Origin of the sequence: Halomonas sp. IOP_14, assembly GCF_021021315.1 — a bacterium.
GTDB classification, from domain to species: domain Bacteria; phylum Pseudomonadota; class Gammaproteobacteria; order Pseudomonadales; family Halomonadaceae; genus Vreelandella; species Vreelandella titanicae.
The window spans coordinates 1-14,667 of the sequence record NZ_JAINWD010000036.1; the positions used below are offsets into that span (position 1 = coordinate 1).

The window sequence follows — 14,667 nt, forward strand, 5'->3', positions numbered from 1 at the left end:
CGCACGGCGAATAAATGCTTCACTGTTAGAGCGAGTTGAGTTCAACCTTTTGGAGCCAGAACGATAGTAAAACGCATAGTCTCCAATATCGCGGCAGCTAGCCCATCAGAAGCAGAGAGGTTCTATGCGGACATCTTTGGGCTCAAGGTTGTGATGGATCATGGGTGGATAAGGACCTATAGCTCGGGCGAGGAAATGACCACTCAGGTAAGCGTGGCGTCGGAAGGTGGCTCTGGCACGCCAGTCCCTGATCTCTCTATAGAAGTCGATAACTTGGAGGTTGCTTTGGAGAGAGTGACAGGCGGAAATATTGCAATAGAGTACGGACCAGTAAGTGAGCCATGGGGTGTCCGCCGGTTTTATGTACGAGATCCATTCGGGAAGCTCATTAATGTCTTACAGCACGAGTAATCCTCAAGGATTCTCTAACAATGCACGTCACTTGGATGCCCTTGTCTCCGCTTCGCTGCGCCAAGGCCACCGGTGCGCTCTGCGTTATGTGATTCAAGGAGTATCATGCTTGAGCTGATAGCTTATAACATACGGATTCATAGGCTTCTTAAACGCTTAGCAAAGCAACGCGTAGGAATGGTTTTGCAGCCTGGTAATGTGTGGGTTATAGAGTATGCAGTTGAAGACAATGAAGAGACGGACGCGCTTCTTAAAACTTGCTACATGCGCGGCTGGGTTGAGCCTCTTCAGAATTCCGTGCCAAAGGGAAAGTTGGGGAATGATGGCTCATTACCGGATGGCCCTATGTTTAGTTCCTCTGGGCCAATTTGGAAGCTAACCGATTCCGGTTGGGGGGCAATCCAGCGCCGCCATCAACTTAGTATTTTGGCGCTGCTCGCAACTATTCTTGGGGGCTTCATTGCAGTCATCACATAACAATGCCAAGCACGGCGACGGCTTTTTCATCCCGGCTTCGCCTCCATTACAAAGCCGCGAGTGTTGGCGGCATTATGTGTAAGGGAAACCAAAATTAAAGGGGTCAGATCGATTTTATTTTGATCCATGTAAATGGGGCAGGTTGATTTGTTTTTAACCAAGCTGACTGATTTAAAATCTATCTGACCCCTTTTGGTTCATTGCCTCCCGTTCTTCGCCTAGCCCCTAAACCTGCGCGTAGCCCCCGTCAACGAACACCTCGCTCCCCGTCATAAAGCTGCTATCGTCGGACGCCAGGAACGCGACCGCGCCTGCGGTTTCTTTGAGATCGCCCAGACGCTCAAGCGGTACGGTCCGTTTCATCTCGCTCAGGGCTGCGGATGGGAGCAGTTCCGTCAGCTTGTCTGTTTTGGTCGGGCCAGGAGACATGACGTTCACGCGAATGCCGGTGCCCCTGAGATCATGGGCCCAACTGCGCACCAGGTTTCGGACGGCCGCCTTGGAGGCGCTGTAGATGCTCATCGCGGGGGTGCCCATGCTGCCGACCGTGGAACCGGTGAGGATGATGGAGCCGCCGTTCGTCATCAGGGGAAGGGCCTTCTGGACGGTGAAGAGGGTGCCTTTGACGTTGATGTCGAAGATGTAGTCGTAGTGCTCCTCGGTGATCTGTCCCAGGCTGGCGAATTCGCCGACGCCCGCGTTGGCTACCAGTACGTCCAGGTGTCCTTTTTCTTTCTGGATCGTTTCGAAGACGCGGTCGAGATCCTCTGGCTTTGTCACATCCGCCTGGACGCCCTGGGCGCTGGATCCCAGTGCCTCAGCCGCGTTGTCGAGGACGTCCTGGCGCCGTCCGGCGATAAAGACGAAGGCGCCTTCGTCGATGAGGCGTTGGGCCGAGGCCAGGCCGATGCCGCTGGCTCCGCCTGTGATCAGTGCGATTTTACCGTTTAGCCGGCTCATGGTTGGGTCTCCGTGTGTATTGACTCGGTTCGCTTTTACGGTATATACCCACTTACAAATGTTCAAGTATGCACCTTTTGGTAAGTATCCGTTATGGCGAAAGAAAACTCAGAAAACCCACGTTTCATTTGCGGCCTGCATGCGACGCTGCACGTGATCTCCGGGAAGTGGAAGCCTTTGATTCTGTTCTTTTTAAACAAGGGCCCGATGCGTTACGGCGAGCTCAAGCGAAGCGTCCGAGGCGTGAGCGACAAAATGTTGATCCAGCAGTTGAAGGAGCTGGAGTCCGACGGCATCGTCCAGCGAACCGACTATGGGGAGATCCCGCTGCGCGTCGACTACTCGCTGACGCCCTTCGGGGCAAGTCTGGTGCGGGCCATGGAGCCGCTTTGCGGCTGGGGCGAGGAGAACGAAGAGAGCATCGCCGCAGCGATGGAGCGCCGGAAAACTAGCCGGTAGGAAGCGAAGCCGGTTGGTGGACAGGCACCCAATCATGCCATCCGGCGAGTCCTCCGGGTAAACCTGCACATTCAGTGTTCTGGTTCGTAGCGCCATGGGTTCTGTTGGTGCAAAGTATCAAGGAGTCGGCATCCGGTATCGGGTGCCAAAACAATGGGTGAACGGGCCCATAACCAGGCGGTCAACCGGACACCATATCCCTTGCGGGCTATGGTTCCCTACGCTCCGCTTCGGTGCCGGTTACGGCTAGCGTTTGGCGAATCGTACCGCGGCCGCGCTCCAGCAGCTCATCCCCGCGGCTGCTTGAAGCCGACCGTACCGTGTTGCAGTTCCCCACCCAGTGGTATTCCTCGCCTTCGCTGCTAAAAGTCTGGCAGTGACGCGCATGTTCGAAGGCACGCCGCTAATGGTGGCCGCAACGGCTTCTTGCTGGGGATGCAATGTTGCCGCAACCTAGTGTGAGTAGGCTCGGTGTTTACAGCCGTCCTCGCCCTGGCAAGCGTTCGGCGGCGTCGATATAAGGTGCTATGGTGAGAATTTTACTGGTCGAGGATGAGCTTCAGCTGGCTGAAAGGCCAGCGCATGGGAGATAAGACGCTATGAAAACGCGCCTTACGAATAAACCAGGTGAAGTAAGAGAGCTCACAGGTCGGGACGTGAAACGGATGCAGCCTATGGTCAAAGTGTTACCCGCAAACCTACAGCGAGCTATAAGCCAACGTGATCGTCAGAAAGCGAACAATATATTTATTTGGCTATGTTATTAAGTTATTAAGTTATTAAGGTTGTTTATGGGAAGTCGGCATAAAGCCGACTCGAAAAAGCTATTCGTAACTTTTTACAGCTGCCAATAACGCTTCACTGTGGCTGAAAATATCAGTCAGCGTGGCAAGATCATGCTTAACTTGCTGATCATCTTGGCGAATTTCTAATCGCTTAAGGGTTTTTGAGTTGAAATGTAGGCGGCAAATAGGTTTTCGGTTGTTGTCATCCAGCAGGATTGCACAATAGGATTTTGCATCTCGCATGTATACGCGTTCGGGAGCAACTTCGCTGGCTACGATTGCCCTGACCATGTTGTATCCATCAATTTCTTCCTGGGTCGTAACGATCTCGTCTTCAGCCTTTAAAGGCACTTCGATATTGTCTTGGCCAGGTTGTGCGATGATGGGCGATGATTCTTCACCACTAGTTGTGGCTAATGCCAATTTTAAGCGTTGTGAAACTTGCTCTTTAATGTGCTGGGCCATTGCGTCACGAATGATGGGGGTGAACTCATCAAGTACCTGTTGTGTCATTCGTCCATCAAAGAAGTCTTGAGCGATAAATTTGATAAAATCGCGTGGCGGTTCTTTCATTAACTTGCTGAAGGATGTCATGGCGAGGTTGGTGTACTTAAGGCGATTGGCAGTGCTGAGAATGGTGTCGACATTGAAGACGGGTTTTGCAAATTTTTTCAGTTCTTCAATATCTCTTTCGTTGTAGTCCGTTAAACGGAAGGTGAAAAAAGGGCGAGTATCCAGCTTGTTTGCATCATCGAGATCAGAGTAGAAACGGTACTCAATGCCGTTGGTAAGAATGGCAAATTTGGCTTCAGTGCAATTAAAATAGCGGTATAACTGGCTAAATTGAGCGTTAGCGAGATCGGTGGTTCGGGGCTTGCACTCGATTAGTATAGATAGAACGCCTTCATTTTTGATGGCGTAATCCACTTTCTCACCTTTTTTCAATCCAACGTCAGCTGTGAATTCTGGAAGCACTTCGGTTGGGTTGAATACGTCATATCCCAAGCTTTGTATGAAGGGCATGACCATGGCGTTCTTTGTCGCTTCTTCGTTCACTATATGATCAATTTGTTCTTGCGCGCGGCTGGCCAGCGCTGCAATTTTTTGTGTTATATCCATGTTCCCTGCCTTTTTTGGTTTTACTACATTCTTTTAACACCCAAGATACCAAGAAATGAACGCATATATAAAACTATCAGTCTCTTTCATTTCGCAGATGGGGTAAAGAGTATGATCACAAACGTCTGGGATGCAGTTCCATGGTGAATATTGGACTCGTCTTACAAGAACTTGTTGATCGAGTGAAAGGTGTAAATGCCGTCATACCGCGTTTCGTGCATATATAAGTCACTGATTACGAGGTAGCTGTGACCATTGGGGCTGAGCATTTAGCCGCCCTAATATTGATGTGAGGTAAGGTCAAGGCTCAGCAACAAGCGTGCAGTAACGTTCTCGGCACTTTCATATCGGGACTAGCTCCTTTCGGACAATACTGCTGTATTGCCCATGGCTAAATGGTGTTGCAAGACCAGAAATGCGGTAAGGGGCTGCTTCTGTCTCGAATGGAAACAAAAAAAGCACCCGTAGGTGCTTGATTTGTATAGTAAGGTGGTGGAGGCGGCGGGAATTGAACCCGCGTCCGCCAGCACGCGCCTATTGGCTCTACATGCTTAGATTTCGTCATTTGATTTAACGCAACTGACTCCGACGATCAGGATTCAGCCACGCGAGTCTTCTAAAGTTTAGCGCTTGGCGAGAAGACACCACCAAACGCGATCCTATCAGCTTTAGCTCGTATCCCCTCAGCGATGAATAGGCACATCACCTTGGGGCCAGACAAGAAGCTAACAGTGTTTAAGCTGCTAGCGCGCCTTGAGCGTAGTTTTCGTCATTTGCGACTATTTTTCGTGATGTGGGATTTACGAGATACATCACGCTCTCGGCATGCACCGCAAGGGTTGTCACCGGCGTCGAAACCATGTCGCCCCCTTATTTCAGTTGAGCATTCTAACGTGCTCACACCTGATTGACCAGTTATGCCTTGTTATGTTCCCGCATAATTCGACCTTTTTGGCGGCTCCAGTCGCGATCTTTTTCTGTTGCGCGTTTGTCATGCAGCTGTTTACCGGTCACTAGCGCCAGCTCGCACTTCACTTTATTGCGTTTCCAGTAAAGCTTGAGGGGCACACAGGTGTGGCCTTTGTCCTGGGTGATCGAAAAGATTTTGGCGATCTCTTTGCGATGCAGCAGCAGTTTGCGGGTGCGCGTCGGGTCAGCAATCTCGTGTGTGCTCGCAGTATTCAGCGGCATGATATGACTACCCAGCAGAAACGCTTCGCCGTTACGAACCAAAATATAGGTATCGGTGAGCTGAGCCTTACCGGCGCGCAGGCTCTTCACTTCCCAGCCAGCGAGCGATAGCCCTGCCTCGAAGGTCTCATCGATATGGTACTCAAACCGTGCCTTCTTGTTTTGGGCAATAACGCTGCTACCGGGGCCCTTACTGTTACCTTTCTTAGTGGCCATGGAACCTCATAATTAATCTGTCAGTGGCTTCCCCTTCGTTATTTGGGGAGGCGTGATACCATTTAGGGTCTGAAAAATGTTTCCCATGATACGCTTTGGGCACTGTGAAGTCAGCGGAGAGGTCAATGCCAACCGTCAATCGTTCCGCCTTAGTGCGGCACACCCCCCAGAAAATGTTCGATCTGGTTAACGACTTCGAACGCTACCCGGAGTTTTTGCCAGGCTGCCGCCAGGCGCGTTTGCTCGAACATGATGATGTGCATCTGATCGGCGAAATGACCCTGGGTCGTGCCGGTGTTGAGCAAACCATCACCACGCGCAACGAACTTTTTGCGCCCGAGCGTATTGAGCTGTCGCTGGTAAAAGGGCCGTTCAAGCGGCTTAAAGGTCGCTGGCTGTTTATCCCCATGGGGGAGGATGCCTGCAAGGTGAGCCTTGAGATGGAGTTTGAGTTCGCCAACCGGCTGCTCAGTATGGCGTTCGGCAAACTCTTTCAGCAAATCGCTGGCCAGCTAGTCGATGCCTTTACCAAGCGCGCAAACGAGCTGTATGGGCGCTGAAGCGCTTGCGGTTGAGGTAGCCTTCGCGTTGCCTTCCAAACAGCGCATAGTGGCTCTGCGCGTGCCTGAGGGCACTACGGCACGTCAGGCCGTTGCCTTGGCCGATTTGCCCACGCTCTTTCCTGATGTGCCCGGCGAAACCTTTGCTCAGGCGCCGCTGGGCATTTTCGGTAAAGCGCTACGTGAACCCGATACCCATCTATTACGCGACGGGGATCGGGTCGAAGTTTACCGGCCGTTGGCGATCGACCCCAAGGCCGCTCGCCTAGAGCGCGCTAAGCGTCAAGCGAGCGACCCGAAGCGTTAACCGCTTTTAAGGCTGTTGAACAGGCTGTGTGCCCTCAGGTGGCCGCGTCTGGGTGCTCTCTGTAGGGAGGGCATCCATTGGATCAACGCCTTCCGTTGCAGGCCCCATGCTGCTATCGCCTTCAAACGGTAGCTCTTTGGATAGATCCCCTTCTTGCTCAATGTTCACCAGGCGGCCCTGGGGATCGAAGGTGAGCGTTACGCGACGCTGCTCTACATCGCCATACGCTTTATCTAAACGAAACACATAATCCCACTGGCTGGCGTCAAAGGGCGCTTCCAGCAATGGCCTGCCCATTACGTAAGTCACCTGCTCTTGGGTCATGCCTGGCTGAAGCTGGCTGACCATTTCCTGAGTGACCAGGTTGCCTTGGGGAATATCGCGCTTGTACACGCCTACGTAGCTGCAGCCGCTAATGACAGTAAGGGCAACGGAGAGCGTGATGATTTGAGTCAATTTTTGCATTTGGGCCTATTCTTCACTATCGTGGTTTCGGTTGATCATACCCGACCTAACCAGTTACTGCGAAGAGCGACCATGGCCGATCAGAACCATGAATTGCGCAAAGCCGGTCTAAAAGTGACCCTGCCGCGCGTCAAGATACTTCAAATTCTCGAAAATGTTTCGGGTCAGCACCACCTTAGCGCGGAAGAAGTGTACAAAACACTGATTGATGCGGGCGAAGATGTTGGCTTGGCAACCGTATACCGCGTATTGACTCAGTTCGAGTCAGCGGGCTTGGTAATTCGTCATAATTTCGACGGAGGCCATGCGGTATTCGAGATGACCCAAGAGGATCACCATGACCACATGGTGTGCCTTGAAAGCGGCGAAATCATTGAGTTCGTTGATGAAATCATTGAACGCCGTCAGCAAGAAATCGCTGAAGAGCACGGCTACGAACTAGTGGATCATGCTCTGGTGCTCTATGTACGTCCGCGCGGTTCCGACGTGACGCGCCAGGACAGCGGGCCGACGAACAAGAAATAGTGTTCGTAGGTCGCTGTTAGTCGCAGACCGTTAATCGCGGTTCGAAATATAAGCGCCCCTGAGCCATTTGGCCGAATTCCTGGTTAACTGAATTCGCCAAGTGGATCAGGGGCGTTTGTTTTGCTGTGTGCAGATGTGCTGTATAGCTGTGCGCTATAGAAATGCACAGAAACGGCGCAGGGCGCCCGCTCAATCAGTGCGGCGGGCGTTGGCTGGCGTGCAGCATCTCCCGAGCGTGGGCCAGGGTTTGGTCAGAAAGCGTGACACCGCCCAGCATGCGCGCCAGTTCGCTGATGCGGCCCTGTTCGTCGAGTAGCGCCATCTGGGTCAGCGTTGTATCGCGCTTCGCCTGTTTCTCGATATGCAGGTGCTGGTGCGCCTGTGCTGCCACCTGGGGTAGGTGGGTCACGGTCATGACCTGGCCGTTTTCGCCCAGTTTGCGCAGTAGTTGGCCAACGATCTCTGCGGTGGCCCCCGAGATACCCACATCCACTTCGTCAAACACCAGGCTGGGAACCGTTGAGTGCGTCGCCGCGACCACTTGAATCGCCAGGCTAATCCGCGACAATTCACCGCCGGAGGCGACTTTGGTCAATGGGCGAGCGGGCTGGCCAGGGTTGGCGCTAATCAAAAACTGCACGCGATCAAGGCCTTCAGGGGAGGGCGCGTCTTTAGCGGTGACCTCCACTTCAAAACGGGCTTTGCCCATGGCCAAAAAGCCCAGTTGCTGCTGCACCTCTTTACCCAAGCGAAGTGCGGCTTTTTGACGGCTCTCGCTGAGTTTTTTTGCCTCTTGGCGATAGTCTTCGCGTAGCTCGACGACCCGCGCACTGAGTGCCTCCAGGTCATTGCCACCCTCTTCTAACTGCGCGACTTCCCGCTGTAGGTCAGCATGCAGGGCGCATAGCTCATCAGGAGCAACGTGGTGCTTGCGGGCAATCCGGTGTACGTCGGTCATTCGTTCTTCAACCCAGGCGAGCCGCTCAGGGTCTAATTCGGTGGTGCTGGCGAGGCGATTAAGCTCGCTGGAGGCCTCTTCCACTTGAATGCGCGCATCGCTCAGCATGGCAAGCGTGTTCGCCAGGGTGCCTTTGTCGCTACCTGGCAGGGCGCTTAAGTGGGTGAACGCTTGGTTGAGCAAAGAGAGCGCACCGCCCTCGTCACTGGCGCAGCAGTCGGCGGCAAACTGGGTTTCGCGCAGGGTCTCTTCCGCGTGAGCCAGGGTGTGCTGCTCTTCCTCTAACGTGGCTAATTCACCTTCCGCTAAACCGAGCTGATCCAGCTCTTCTACTTGGTAACGCAGCAACTGCCGTTTGGCCTCAACTTCACTGCCTTCTTCGCTTAGCTTCTTCAGCTGCCGACGCGCACTGCGCCACTCGCGGAACGTTTCAGCTAATTGAGTGGTGGCATCGTTTAGGCCTGCGTAATCGTCCAGCAGGGCAAGGTGGGTCTCTTCGCGCATCAGCGCATGGTGAGCATGCTGTCCATGAATTTGAATCAGCTGTTCGCCGAGGGATTTTAGATCCGAGATAGTCGCGGGTTGGCCGTTAATCCACGCTTTGGAACGGCCGTTGGCGGTGACCACTCGGCGCAGCAAGCATTCCTCAGCGGGGAGCTCCCGCGCCGTTAGCCACTCGACGGCGGCAGGCAGGTGCTGAATGTCGAAGCGTGCGGAGAGATCCGTACGCTCGCGGCCGTGACGCACGCTTCCGGCGTCGGCACGCTCGCCCAGGCAGAGCCCAAGGGCGCCTAACAGGATCGATTTGCCCGCGCCGGTTTCCCCGGTAATCGCGGTCATACCGCCGGTCAAGTCGAGTTCTAAGTGATCGACAATGGCGAAATCTTGAATAGCTAGCTGAGTAAGCATGGCGCCTCCTGAGGCGGTACAGCATAGAAGCTGGATACTTATCCAATAGTTGTTGATTTATACAGTAGTTAATAACTCACTTCAATGCACCTCTTGAGATGGAATTTATGGCCCCCATATAGCGTGCATGATCAGTCAAAGCGAGTGACTTAAAGCTTACTTCTTTGCGCGCCGCCCGCGTGGCCGCGCTCTACTTTTTAGGAGCACAACATGGCGAAAGAACCGCAAACACCAATGGACGATGAGCTGGCCCGCCACGAGCAAGACGCCGATGGCGCCGAGCAAGCAGCTGAGAAGGTTGCTGAAGAGCGCTTGATGGAGGGCGAGCTGGAAGGTTTGATCAATGACGAAGAGGCGCTAGAAGACAGCGTCGACAACCCGGAAGCGGAAATGCTGGCAGCCCAAGTAGGTGAGTTAGAGCAGAGCTTGGCCGAAGCCAAGGATCAGGCCCTGCGCGCCGCCGCTGAAGCGCAAAACGTGCGCCGCCGTGCGGAGCAGGAAGCGGAAAAAGCCCGCAAGTTTGCCCTGGAGAAGTTCGTTAAAGAGCTGCTGCCAGTGGTGGATAGCCTGGAAAAAGCGCTTGAGACCATGGAAGAGGGTGCATCGGAAGTTCACCGTGAAGGTGTTTCCATGACCTTGAAAATGCAGCTGGATGTACTCAACAAGTTCGGCGTAGAAAGCATTGAACCCCATGGTGAGCCCTTTGACCCGCAAGTGCACGAAGCCATGACCATGGTGCCTAACCCGGATCTCGATCCGAACACCGTGATGGACGTTATGCAGAAAGGCTATTTACTCAATGGACGCTTGGTGCGCCCAGCGATGGTTGTAGTGAGTAAAAAAGCCGATTAAGCCACTGGCGGCACAGAGTTTGAAAAAGTGTGTGAAAAAAAGCCCTTGAAATGTCAGCGGCGGCCCCCAAATAAAGGGCAACCCCGCGGGGAAACCCGCAGACAAGCTTTAAAAACTAAATTTTCAGTTTTGTAACAACCGAATTCGAGGTATTGCTATGGGACGTATAATTGGTATCGACCTGGGCACCACTAACTCTTGTGTGGCCGTGCTCGATGGTGACAGCGCTAAAGTTATCGAAAACGCCGAAGGCGGTCGTACGACGCCTTCTATCATCGCCTACACCGATGATGGTGAAACGCTGGTAGGTCAGGCGGCTAAACGTCAGGCCGTTACTAACCCAGAAAACACCCTGTACGCCATCAAGCGTCTAATTGGCCGTCGCTTTAAAGACGACGTTGTCCAGAAAGACATCAAGATGGTGCCGTACAAAATCAGCGAAGCTGATAACGGTGACGCTTGGGTTGAAGTAAAAGGCAAAAAAATGGCACCGCCGCAGGTAAGCGCGGAAGTGCTGAAGAAAATGAAGAAGACTGCCGAAGACTACCTGGGCGAAGCAGTCACCGAAGCGGTCATTACCGTACCGGCCTACTTCAACGACAGCCAGCGTCAGGCGACCAAAGACGCCGGCCGCATTGCCGGTCTGGACGTTAAGCGCATTATTAACGAGCCGACCGCTGCCGCACTGGCCTACGGTATGGACAAATCCCGCGGCGACAAAACCATCGCGGTCTACGACCTGGGTGGCGGCACCTTCGATATCTCGATCATCGAAATTGCCGATGTCGACGGCGAAACCCAGTTTGAAGTGTTGGCCACCAACGGTGACACCTTCCTGGGCGGCGAAGACTTTGACTTGGCGCTGATCAACTACCTGGTAGACCAGTTCAAGTCTGACAGCGGCATTGATCTGTCTGGCGACAACCTGGCCATGCAGCGTCTGAAAGAAGCTGCCGAAAAAGCCAAAATTGAGCTGTCTAGCGCTCAGCAGACCGATGTGAACCTGCCTTACATCACCGCCGACAACACTGGCCCGAAACACCTTAACGTTAAGGTGACTCGTGCCAAGCTGGAGTCACTGGTGGAAGAGCTGGTTCAGCGCTCGCTCGAGCCGTGCAAAATGGCCCTGAAAGATGCAGGCCTATCTGCCTCTGAAATCGACGAAGTGATCCTGGTCGGTGGCCAGACACGTATGCCGATGGTGCAGAAGAAAGCCGCTGACTTCTTCGGCAAAGAAGCACGTAAAGACGTTAACCCGGACGAAGCGGTTGCCGTTGGTGCCGCGATTCAGGGCGGCGTACTGGGTGGCGACGTTAAAGACGTTCTGCTGCTCGACGTTACCCCGCTGACCCTGGGTATCGAAACCCTGGGTGGCGTGATGACGCCGCTGATTGAAAAGAACACCACCATCCCGACCAAGAAGACACAAACCTTCTCTACGGCGGATGACAACCAAACGGCGGTGACCATTCACGCCGTGCAGGGTGAGCGCAAGCAAGTGTCGCAGAATAAGTCGCTGGGTCGTTTTGATCTTGCTGACATTCCGCCTGCACCACGCGGCGTGCCGCAGATCGAAGTCGCCTTCGACTTGGATGCCAACGGTATTCTGAACGTATCGGCAAAAGACAAGGCCACTGGCAAAGAGCAGTCGATTGTCATCAAGGCGTCTAGCGGTCTGTCCGAGGAAGAAGTCGAGCAGATGGTACGTGATGCTGAAGCTCACGCCGAAGAGGACAAAAAGTTCGAAGAGCTGGTGCAGCTGCGTAACCAAGCTGACGGCATGATTCACGCTACGCGCAAAACGTTGGAAGAAGCTGGCGACAAAGCGACTGACGACGAGAAGCAGGCGATTGAAACGGCCATCAGCGAGCTGGAAGAAGCGGTTAAAGGTGACGACGTCGATAACATTCAGAAGAAACTGGATGCACTGACCGAAGCCTCTGGCCAGCTAGCCCAGAAGATGTACGCCGAGCAGGCCGAAGCGGCGCAGCAAGAGGGCGGTGAAGGTGCCGAAAACGCGGGCACCAAGCCGGAAGAAGACGTGGTTGACGCCGAGTACGAAGAAGTCAACGACGATCAGAAAAAGCAGTAACATCCTCTTTCTGCCAAGGAAAGCGGTGACGCGGGAGCTTACTCCCGCGTTGCTGTTTCCGCGGCCAAGACGCACGTAGTTAAGTATCACGTAGTTAAATATACAGTTGAATACATAGCTAAATGTGCAGTTGAGTGCGTAGCTAACCAGGAGGCGTAGGGCCTATGTCCAAACGCGATTATTACGAAGTCCTGGGTGTCGAAAAAGGGGCCGATCAGAAAGAGATCAAGAAGGCCTATCGCCGTCTGGCGCAAAAATTCCACCCTGATCGAAACCCGGACGATACCACCTCCGCGGAAAAATTCCGCGAAGTGTCCGAAGCGTATGAAGTGCTTAGCGACGGCGAAAAACGCGCTGCTTATGACCAGTTCGGCCATGCGGGCGTTGATGGCCAAGGTGGCGGCGGTTTCGGCGGTGCTGGCGCTGGTGATTTCAGCGACATTTTCGGCGATGTGTTTGGCGATATTTTTGGCGGAGGTGGCGGTCGCCGCCGTGGCCCCAATGCCCCGGCACGCGGTTCCGACCTGCGTTATAACCTAGAGCTGGATCTGGAAAACGCCGTTTCAGGCACCACGGTGGATATCCGTGTGCCGCGGCATATCGAGTGTGATCGTTGTGATGGCGGCGGCGCTGAGCCCGGCTCTTCTAAAGAGACGTGCCCTACCTGCCACGGTCACGGTCAAGTACGTATGCAGCAAGGCTTCTTTGCTGTGCAGCAGACTTGCCCGACCTGTCATGGCTCTGGCCAGCACATTAAAGTGCCGTGCCATAAGTGTAATGGCGAAGGCCGTGTACGTGAGACACGCACGCTGTCCGTTAAGATTCCGCCCGGTGTGGATACCGGCGACCGTATTCGCTTGAATGGCGAAGGCGAAAGCGGCGTGAACGGTGGCCCGCCTGGGGATCTGTATGTGCAGGTGGCGATCAAGCCGCACCACATCTTCCAGCGTGACGGCAAGCACCTGCAGTGCGATGTGCCGATCAACTTTGTTGATGCAGCGCTAGGTGGCGAGCTTGAAGTGCCGACGCTAGATGGCCGCGTGAAGCTGAAGATTCCGCCGGAAACCCAAACAGGCAAGCTGTTCCGCCTGCGCGGTAAAGGCGTGAAGCCCGTGCGCGGTGGTATGCCCGGCGACCTGCTGTGCAAGGTGGTCGTGGAAACACCGGTGAAGCTTAACGACGAGCAGCGCGATCTGTTGCGCAAGCTGCAACAAAGCTTCGACGACAGCAATAGCCACAACCACTCGCCGAAGAAAACCGGCTTCTTCGACAGCGTGAAAAGCTTCTTTGAAGATATGAAGCCGTAACGGCGACGACGCGCTTCGCTGCATGATCAACGCCCCAGCATCTTTTAGGTGCTGGGGCGTTTTTTTGTAGATGATCTATTGCTGCAGGTGATCCATGCGCCAAGCTAGCGCCTCGCGATCAGGCTGGTACCGTGCCGATCTGGGTAGTACTAACATCTGCCCGTCTAATTCCCAAAGCCAGCAGTTATCGGCCACGAAACGGTCAATGCTTGGACTTACATGCCATTTGAGGTCTGGCCCAGGGGAGATAAGGTGGTTATCCATCGCCCAATGCAGGTTTGGTGTGAGCGCGAGACCGTTCGTTGGGCGATCATCTTGGCTTTCTGAGAAAGGAACTAGGTGGGCAGCTTCAACAAGGTAGCGATAGTCGGGCGTAATGTAGCGGAGACGACTTGCCGCGCACCGGTAGTCATAGGCTTCAAGAACCAAGGAGCGAAAGGCAGCAGAGCGGGCCTGCTGTTGACGCTCCTCTCTGACATTGCCGATCAGTTTTTCAGGGTGCTTTTCATATTCGAAGCTGTCTAACGCGCTTGTCAGGTAACGGTGAATGTCTTGCTGGCTGTATTGCTCATCATAGAGATATTTGGTTACAAGGAGTGCGCTGGCGTCGTGAGCCCTCTGGCTGTTCTGAAATATTTTAAACAGCCCGGGATCCAGTAGTGCTTCGGTGAAAAGCTTCCTTAGGGCAGTGATGGATTTTGGTTGGCCTAATTGCGGTGCAAGGGTGGCAATATTTGTAGCGAATAGTAGTTTCCATAGATGGCCGGACGGGCCTTGATCGCTTTTGAGATGCCAAAGCGGAAGCTGAGGATTGGCTGACTGACGTTGCCCGGTAGTGGCCTCATAGAGGTCGAAGTAGCGCGATATAAGTCTGTCATCAATAGCTACAGTCGGTGTTTTTATATGTCCGCTCTGGATTTCACAAATAATCGCCAATAAGAGGCAGGGCTTGTTGGGGGCCAAGCGGCCACGGCTGTGGCCAACTCTTAGAGTGTTCAGACAGCTTAGTGTTTCATCCATCATGTTGTGTCTCTAGCGGTGCATAACGTTGCTGCGAAGGTTAGCACGCCTTTC

17 protein-coding genes and 1 other RNA gene are annotated in these 14,667 nt (G+C 53.9%); 10 read left to right on the forward strand and 8 right to left on the reverse strand.

Going from position 1 to position 14,667, the window contains the following annotated elements; all coding sequences use genetic code 11:
• Window positions 1-87: 87 nt before the first annotated feature.
• Both K7H09_RS18860 and K7H09_RS18865 read left to right on the forward strand, forming a co-directional pair.
• The gene (locus K7H09_RS18860) at window positions 88-411 is read left to right on the forward strand and encodes a VOC family protein (RefSeq protein ID WP_330165623.1); all 324 of its coding nucleotides are present in this window, start codon (window positions 88-90) and stop codon (window positions 409-411) included.
• A gap of 105 nt (window positions 412-516) precedes the next feature.
• A complete protein-coding gene (locus tag K7H09_RS18865; protein WP_041158985.1) occupies window positions 517-888 on the forward strand; it encodes a hypothetical protein in 372 nt (123 codons plus the stop codon).
• 225 nt (window positions 889-1,113) lie between these two features.
• Here the strand turns inward: K7H09_RS18865 and K7H09_RS18870 are convergent, their stop codons facing one another.
• Window positions 1,114-1,848 carry an SDR family NAD(P)-dependent oxidoreductase gene (locus K7H09_RS18870; protein ID WP_230805503.1) on the reverse strand — a complete coding sequence of 245 codons (735 nt, stop codon included), beginning with the start codon at window positions 1,846-1,848 and terminating at the stop codon, window positions 1,114-1,116.
• 93 nt (window positions 1,849-1,941) lie between these two features.
• Here K7H09_RS18870 and K7H09_RS18875 point away from each other — a divergent pair, with 93 nt between their 5' ends.
• On the forward strand, window positions 1,942-2,307 hold the full coding sequence (locus K7H09_RS18875; protein WP_141440097.1) for a winged helix-turn-helix transcriptional regulator: 366 nt from the start codon (window positions 1,942-1,944) through the stop codon (window positions 2,305-2,307).
• 208 nt (window positions 2,308-2,515) lie between these two features.
• Here K7H09_RS18875 and K7H09_RS24495 read toward each other — a convergent pair whose 3' ends face one another.
• Window positions 2,516-2,644: a hypothetical protein gene (locus tag K7H09_RS24495; RefSeq protein ID WP_269064051.1), complete on the reverse strand. Its 129-nt coding sequence runs from the start codon at window positions 2,642-2,644 to the stop codon at window positions 2,516-2,518.
• Here K7H09_RS24495 and K7H09_RS24630 point away from each other — a divergent pair.
• Entirely contained in the window at window positions 2,628-2,687 is a 60-nt protein-coding gene (locus tag K7H09_RS24630) for a hypothetical protein (protein ID WP_412768187.1), read from the forward strand. The two genes, K7H09_RS24495 and K7H09_RS24630, sit on opposite strands and share 17 nt — an antisense overlap.
• Before the next feature lie 444 nt (window positions 2,688-3,131).
• On the opposite strand, the gene K7H09_RS18880 is transcribed toward K7H09_RS24630, so the two are convergent.
• From K7H09_RS18880 to smpB, 3 genes are all read right to left on the reverse strand, one after another.
• Window positions 3,132-4,211 (reverse strand): type I restriction endonuclease, encoded by a 1,080-nt coding sequence (locus tag K7H09_RS18880; protein ID WP_022520730.1) that lies wholly within the window; start codon window positions 4,209-4,211, stop codon window positions 3,132-3,134.
• 490 nt (window positions 4,212-4,701) lie between these two features.
• Window positions 4,702-5,081, reverse strand: a transfer-messenger RNA (tmRNA) gene (ssrA, locus tag K7H09_RS18885).
• Window positions 5,082-5,126: 45 nt separating this feature from the next.
• Complete coding sequence (gene smpB, locus K7H09_RS18890) at window positions 5,127-5,618, reverse strand: SsrA-binding protein SmpB (protein ID WP_008958772.1); 492 nt, start codon at window positions 5,616-5,618, stop codon at window positions 5,127-5,129.
• 125 nt (window positions 5,619-5,743) lie between these two features.
• On the opposite strand from smpB, the gene K7H09_RS18895 reads away from it, so the two are divergent.
• Both K7H09_RS18895 and K7H09_RS18900 read left to right on the forward strand, forming a co-directional pair.
• Window positions 5,744-6,178, forward strand: a complete 435-nt coding sequence (locus K7H09_RS18895; RefSeq protein ID WP_022520728.1) for a type II toxin-antitoxin system RatA family toxin — start codon at window positions 5,744-5,746, stop codon at window positions 6,176-6,178.
• Complete coding sequence (locus tag K7H09_RS18900; protein WP_022520727.1) at window positions 6,168-6,485, forward strand: RnfH family protein; 318 nt, start codon at window positions 6,168-6,170, stop codon at window positions 6,483-6,485. The genes K7H09_RS18895 and K7H09_RS18900 overlap by 11 nt, the downstream gene beginning before the upstream one ends.
• 6 nt (window positions 6,486-6,491) lie before the next feature.
• Here the strand turns inward: K7H09_RS18900 and bamE are convergent, their stop codons facing one another.
• A complete protein-coding gene (gene bamE / locus K7H09_RS18905; protein WP_022520726.1) occupies window positions 6,492-6,950 on the reverse strand; it encodes an outer membrane protein assembly factor BamE in 459 nt (152 codons plus the stop codon).
• 72 nt (window positions 6,951-7,022) lie between these two features.
• Here bamE and fur point away from each other — a divergent pair, with 72 nt between their 5' ends.
• Window positions 7,023-7,475: a ferric iron uptake transcriptional regulator gene (gene fur / locus K7H09_RS18910; protein ID WP_007111850.1), complete on the forward strand. Its 453-nt coding sequence runs from the start codon at window positions 7,023-7,025 to the stop codon at window positions 7,473-7,475.
• Between the two features lie 193 nt (window positions 7,476-7,668).
• Here the strand turns inward: fur and recN are convergent, their stop codons facing one another.
• Window positions 7,669-9,342 carry a DNA repair protein RecN gene (gene recN / locus K7H09_RS18915; RefSeq protein ID WP_159175951.1) on the reverse strand — a complete coding sequence of 558 codons (1,674 nt, stop codon included), beginning with the start codon at window positions 9,340-9,342 and terminating at the stop codon, window positions 7,669-7,671.
• A 210-nt stretch (window positions 9,343-9,552) separates the two neighbouring features.
• Between recN and grpE the strand changes: the two genes are divergently transcribed.
• The 3 genes from grpE to dnaJ all read left to right on the forward strand — a co-directional run bounded on the left by grpE (window position 9,553) and on the right by dnaJ (window position 13,593).
• The gene (gene grpE / locus K7H09_RS18920) at window positions 9,553-10,194 is read left to right on the forward strand and encodes a nucleotide exchange factor GrpE (protein WP_009287913.1); all 642 of its coding nucleotides are present in this window, start codon (window positions 9,553-9,555) and stop codon (window positions 10,192-10,194) included.
• A gap of 157 nt (window positions 10,195-10,351) precedes the next feature.
• A complete protein-coding gene (gene dnaK, locus K7H09_RS18925) occupies window positions 10,352-12,286 on the forward strand; it encodes a molecular chaperone DnaK (protein ID WP_009287914.1) in 1,935 nt (644 codons plus the stop codon).
• A 164-nt stretch (window positions 12,287-12,450) separates the two neighbouring features.
• Window positions 12,451-13,593: a molecular chaperone DnaJ gene (gene dnaJ, locus K7H09_RS18930; protein WP_022520724.1), complete on the forward strand. Its 1,143-nt coding sequence runs from the start codon at window positions 12,451-12,453 to the stop codon at window positions 13,591-13,593.
• Window positions 13,594-13,668: 75 nt separating this feature from the next.
• Here dnaJ and K7H09_RS18935 read toward each other — a convergent pair whose 3' ends face one another.
• Window positions 13,669-14,616 carry an HNH endonuclease gene (locus tag K7H09_RS18935; protein WP_230805505.1) on the reverse strand — a complete coding sequence of 316 codons (948 nt, stop codon included), beginning with the start codon at window positions 14,614-14,616 and terminating at the stop codon, window positions 13,669-13,671.
• Window positions 14,617-14,667 lie beyond the last annotated feature (51 nt).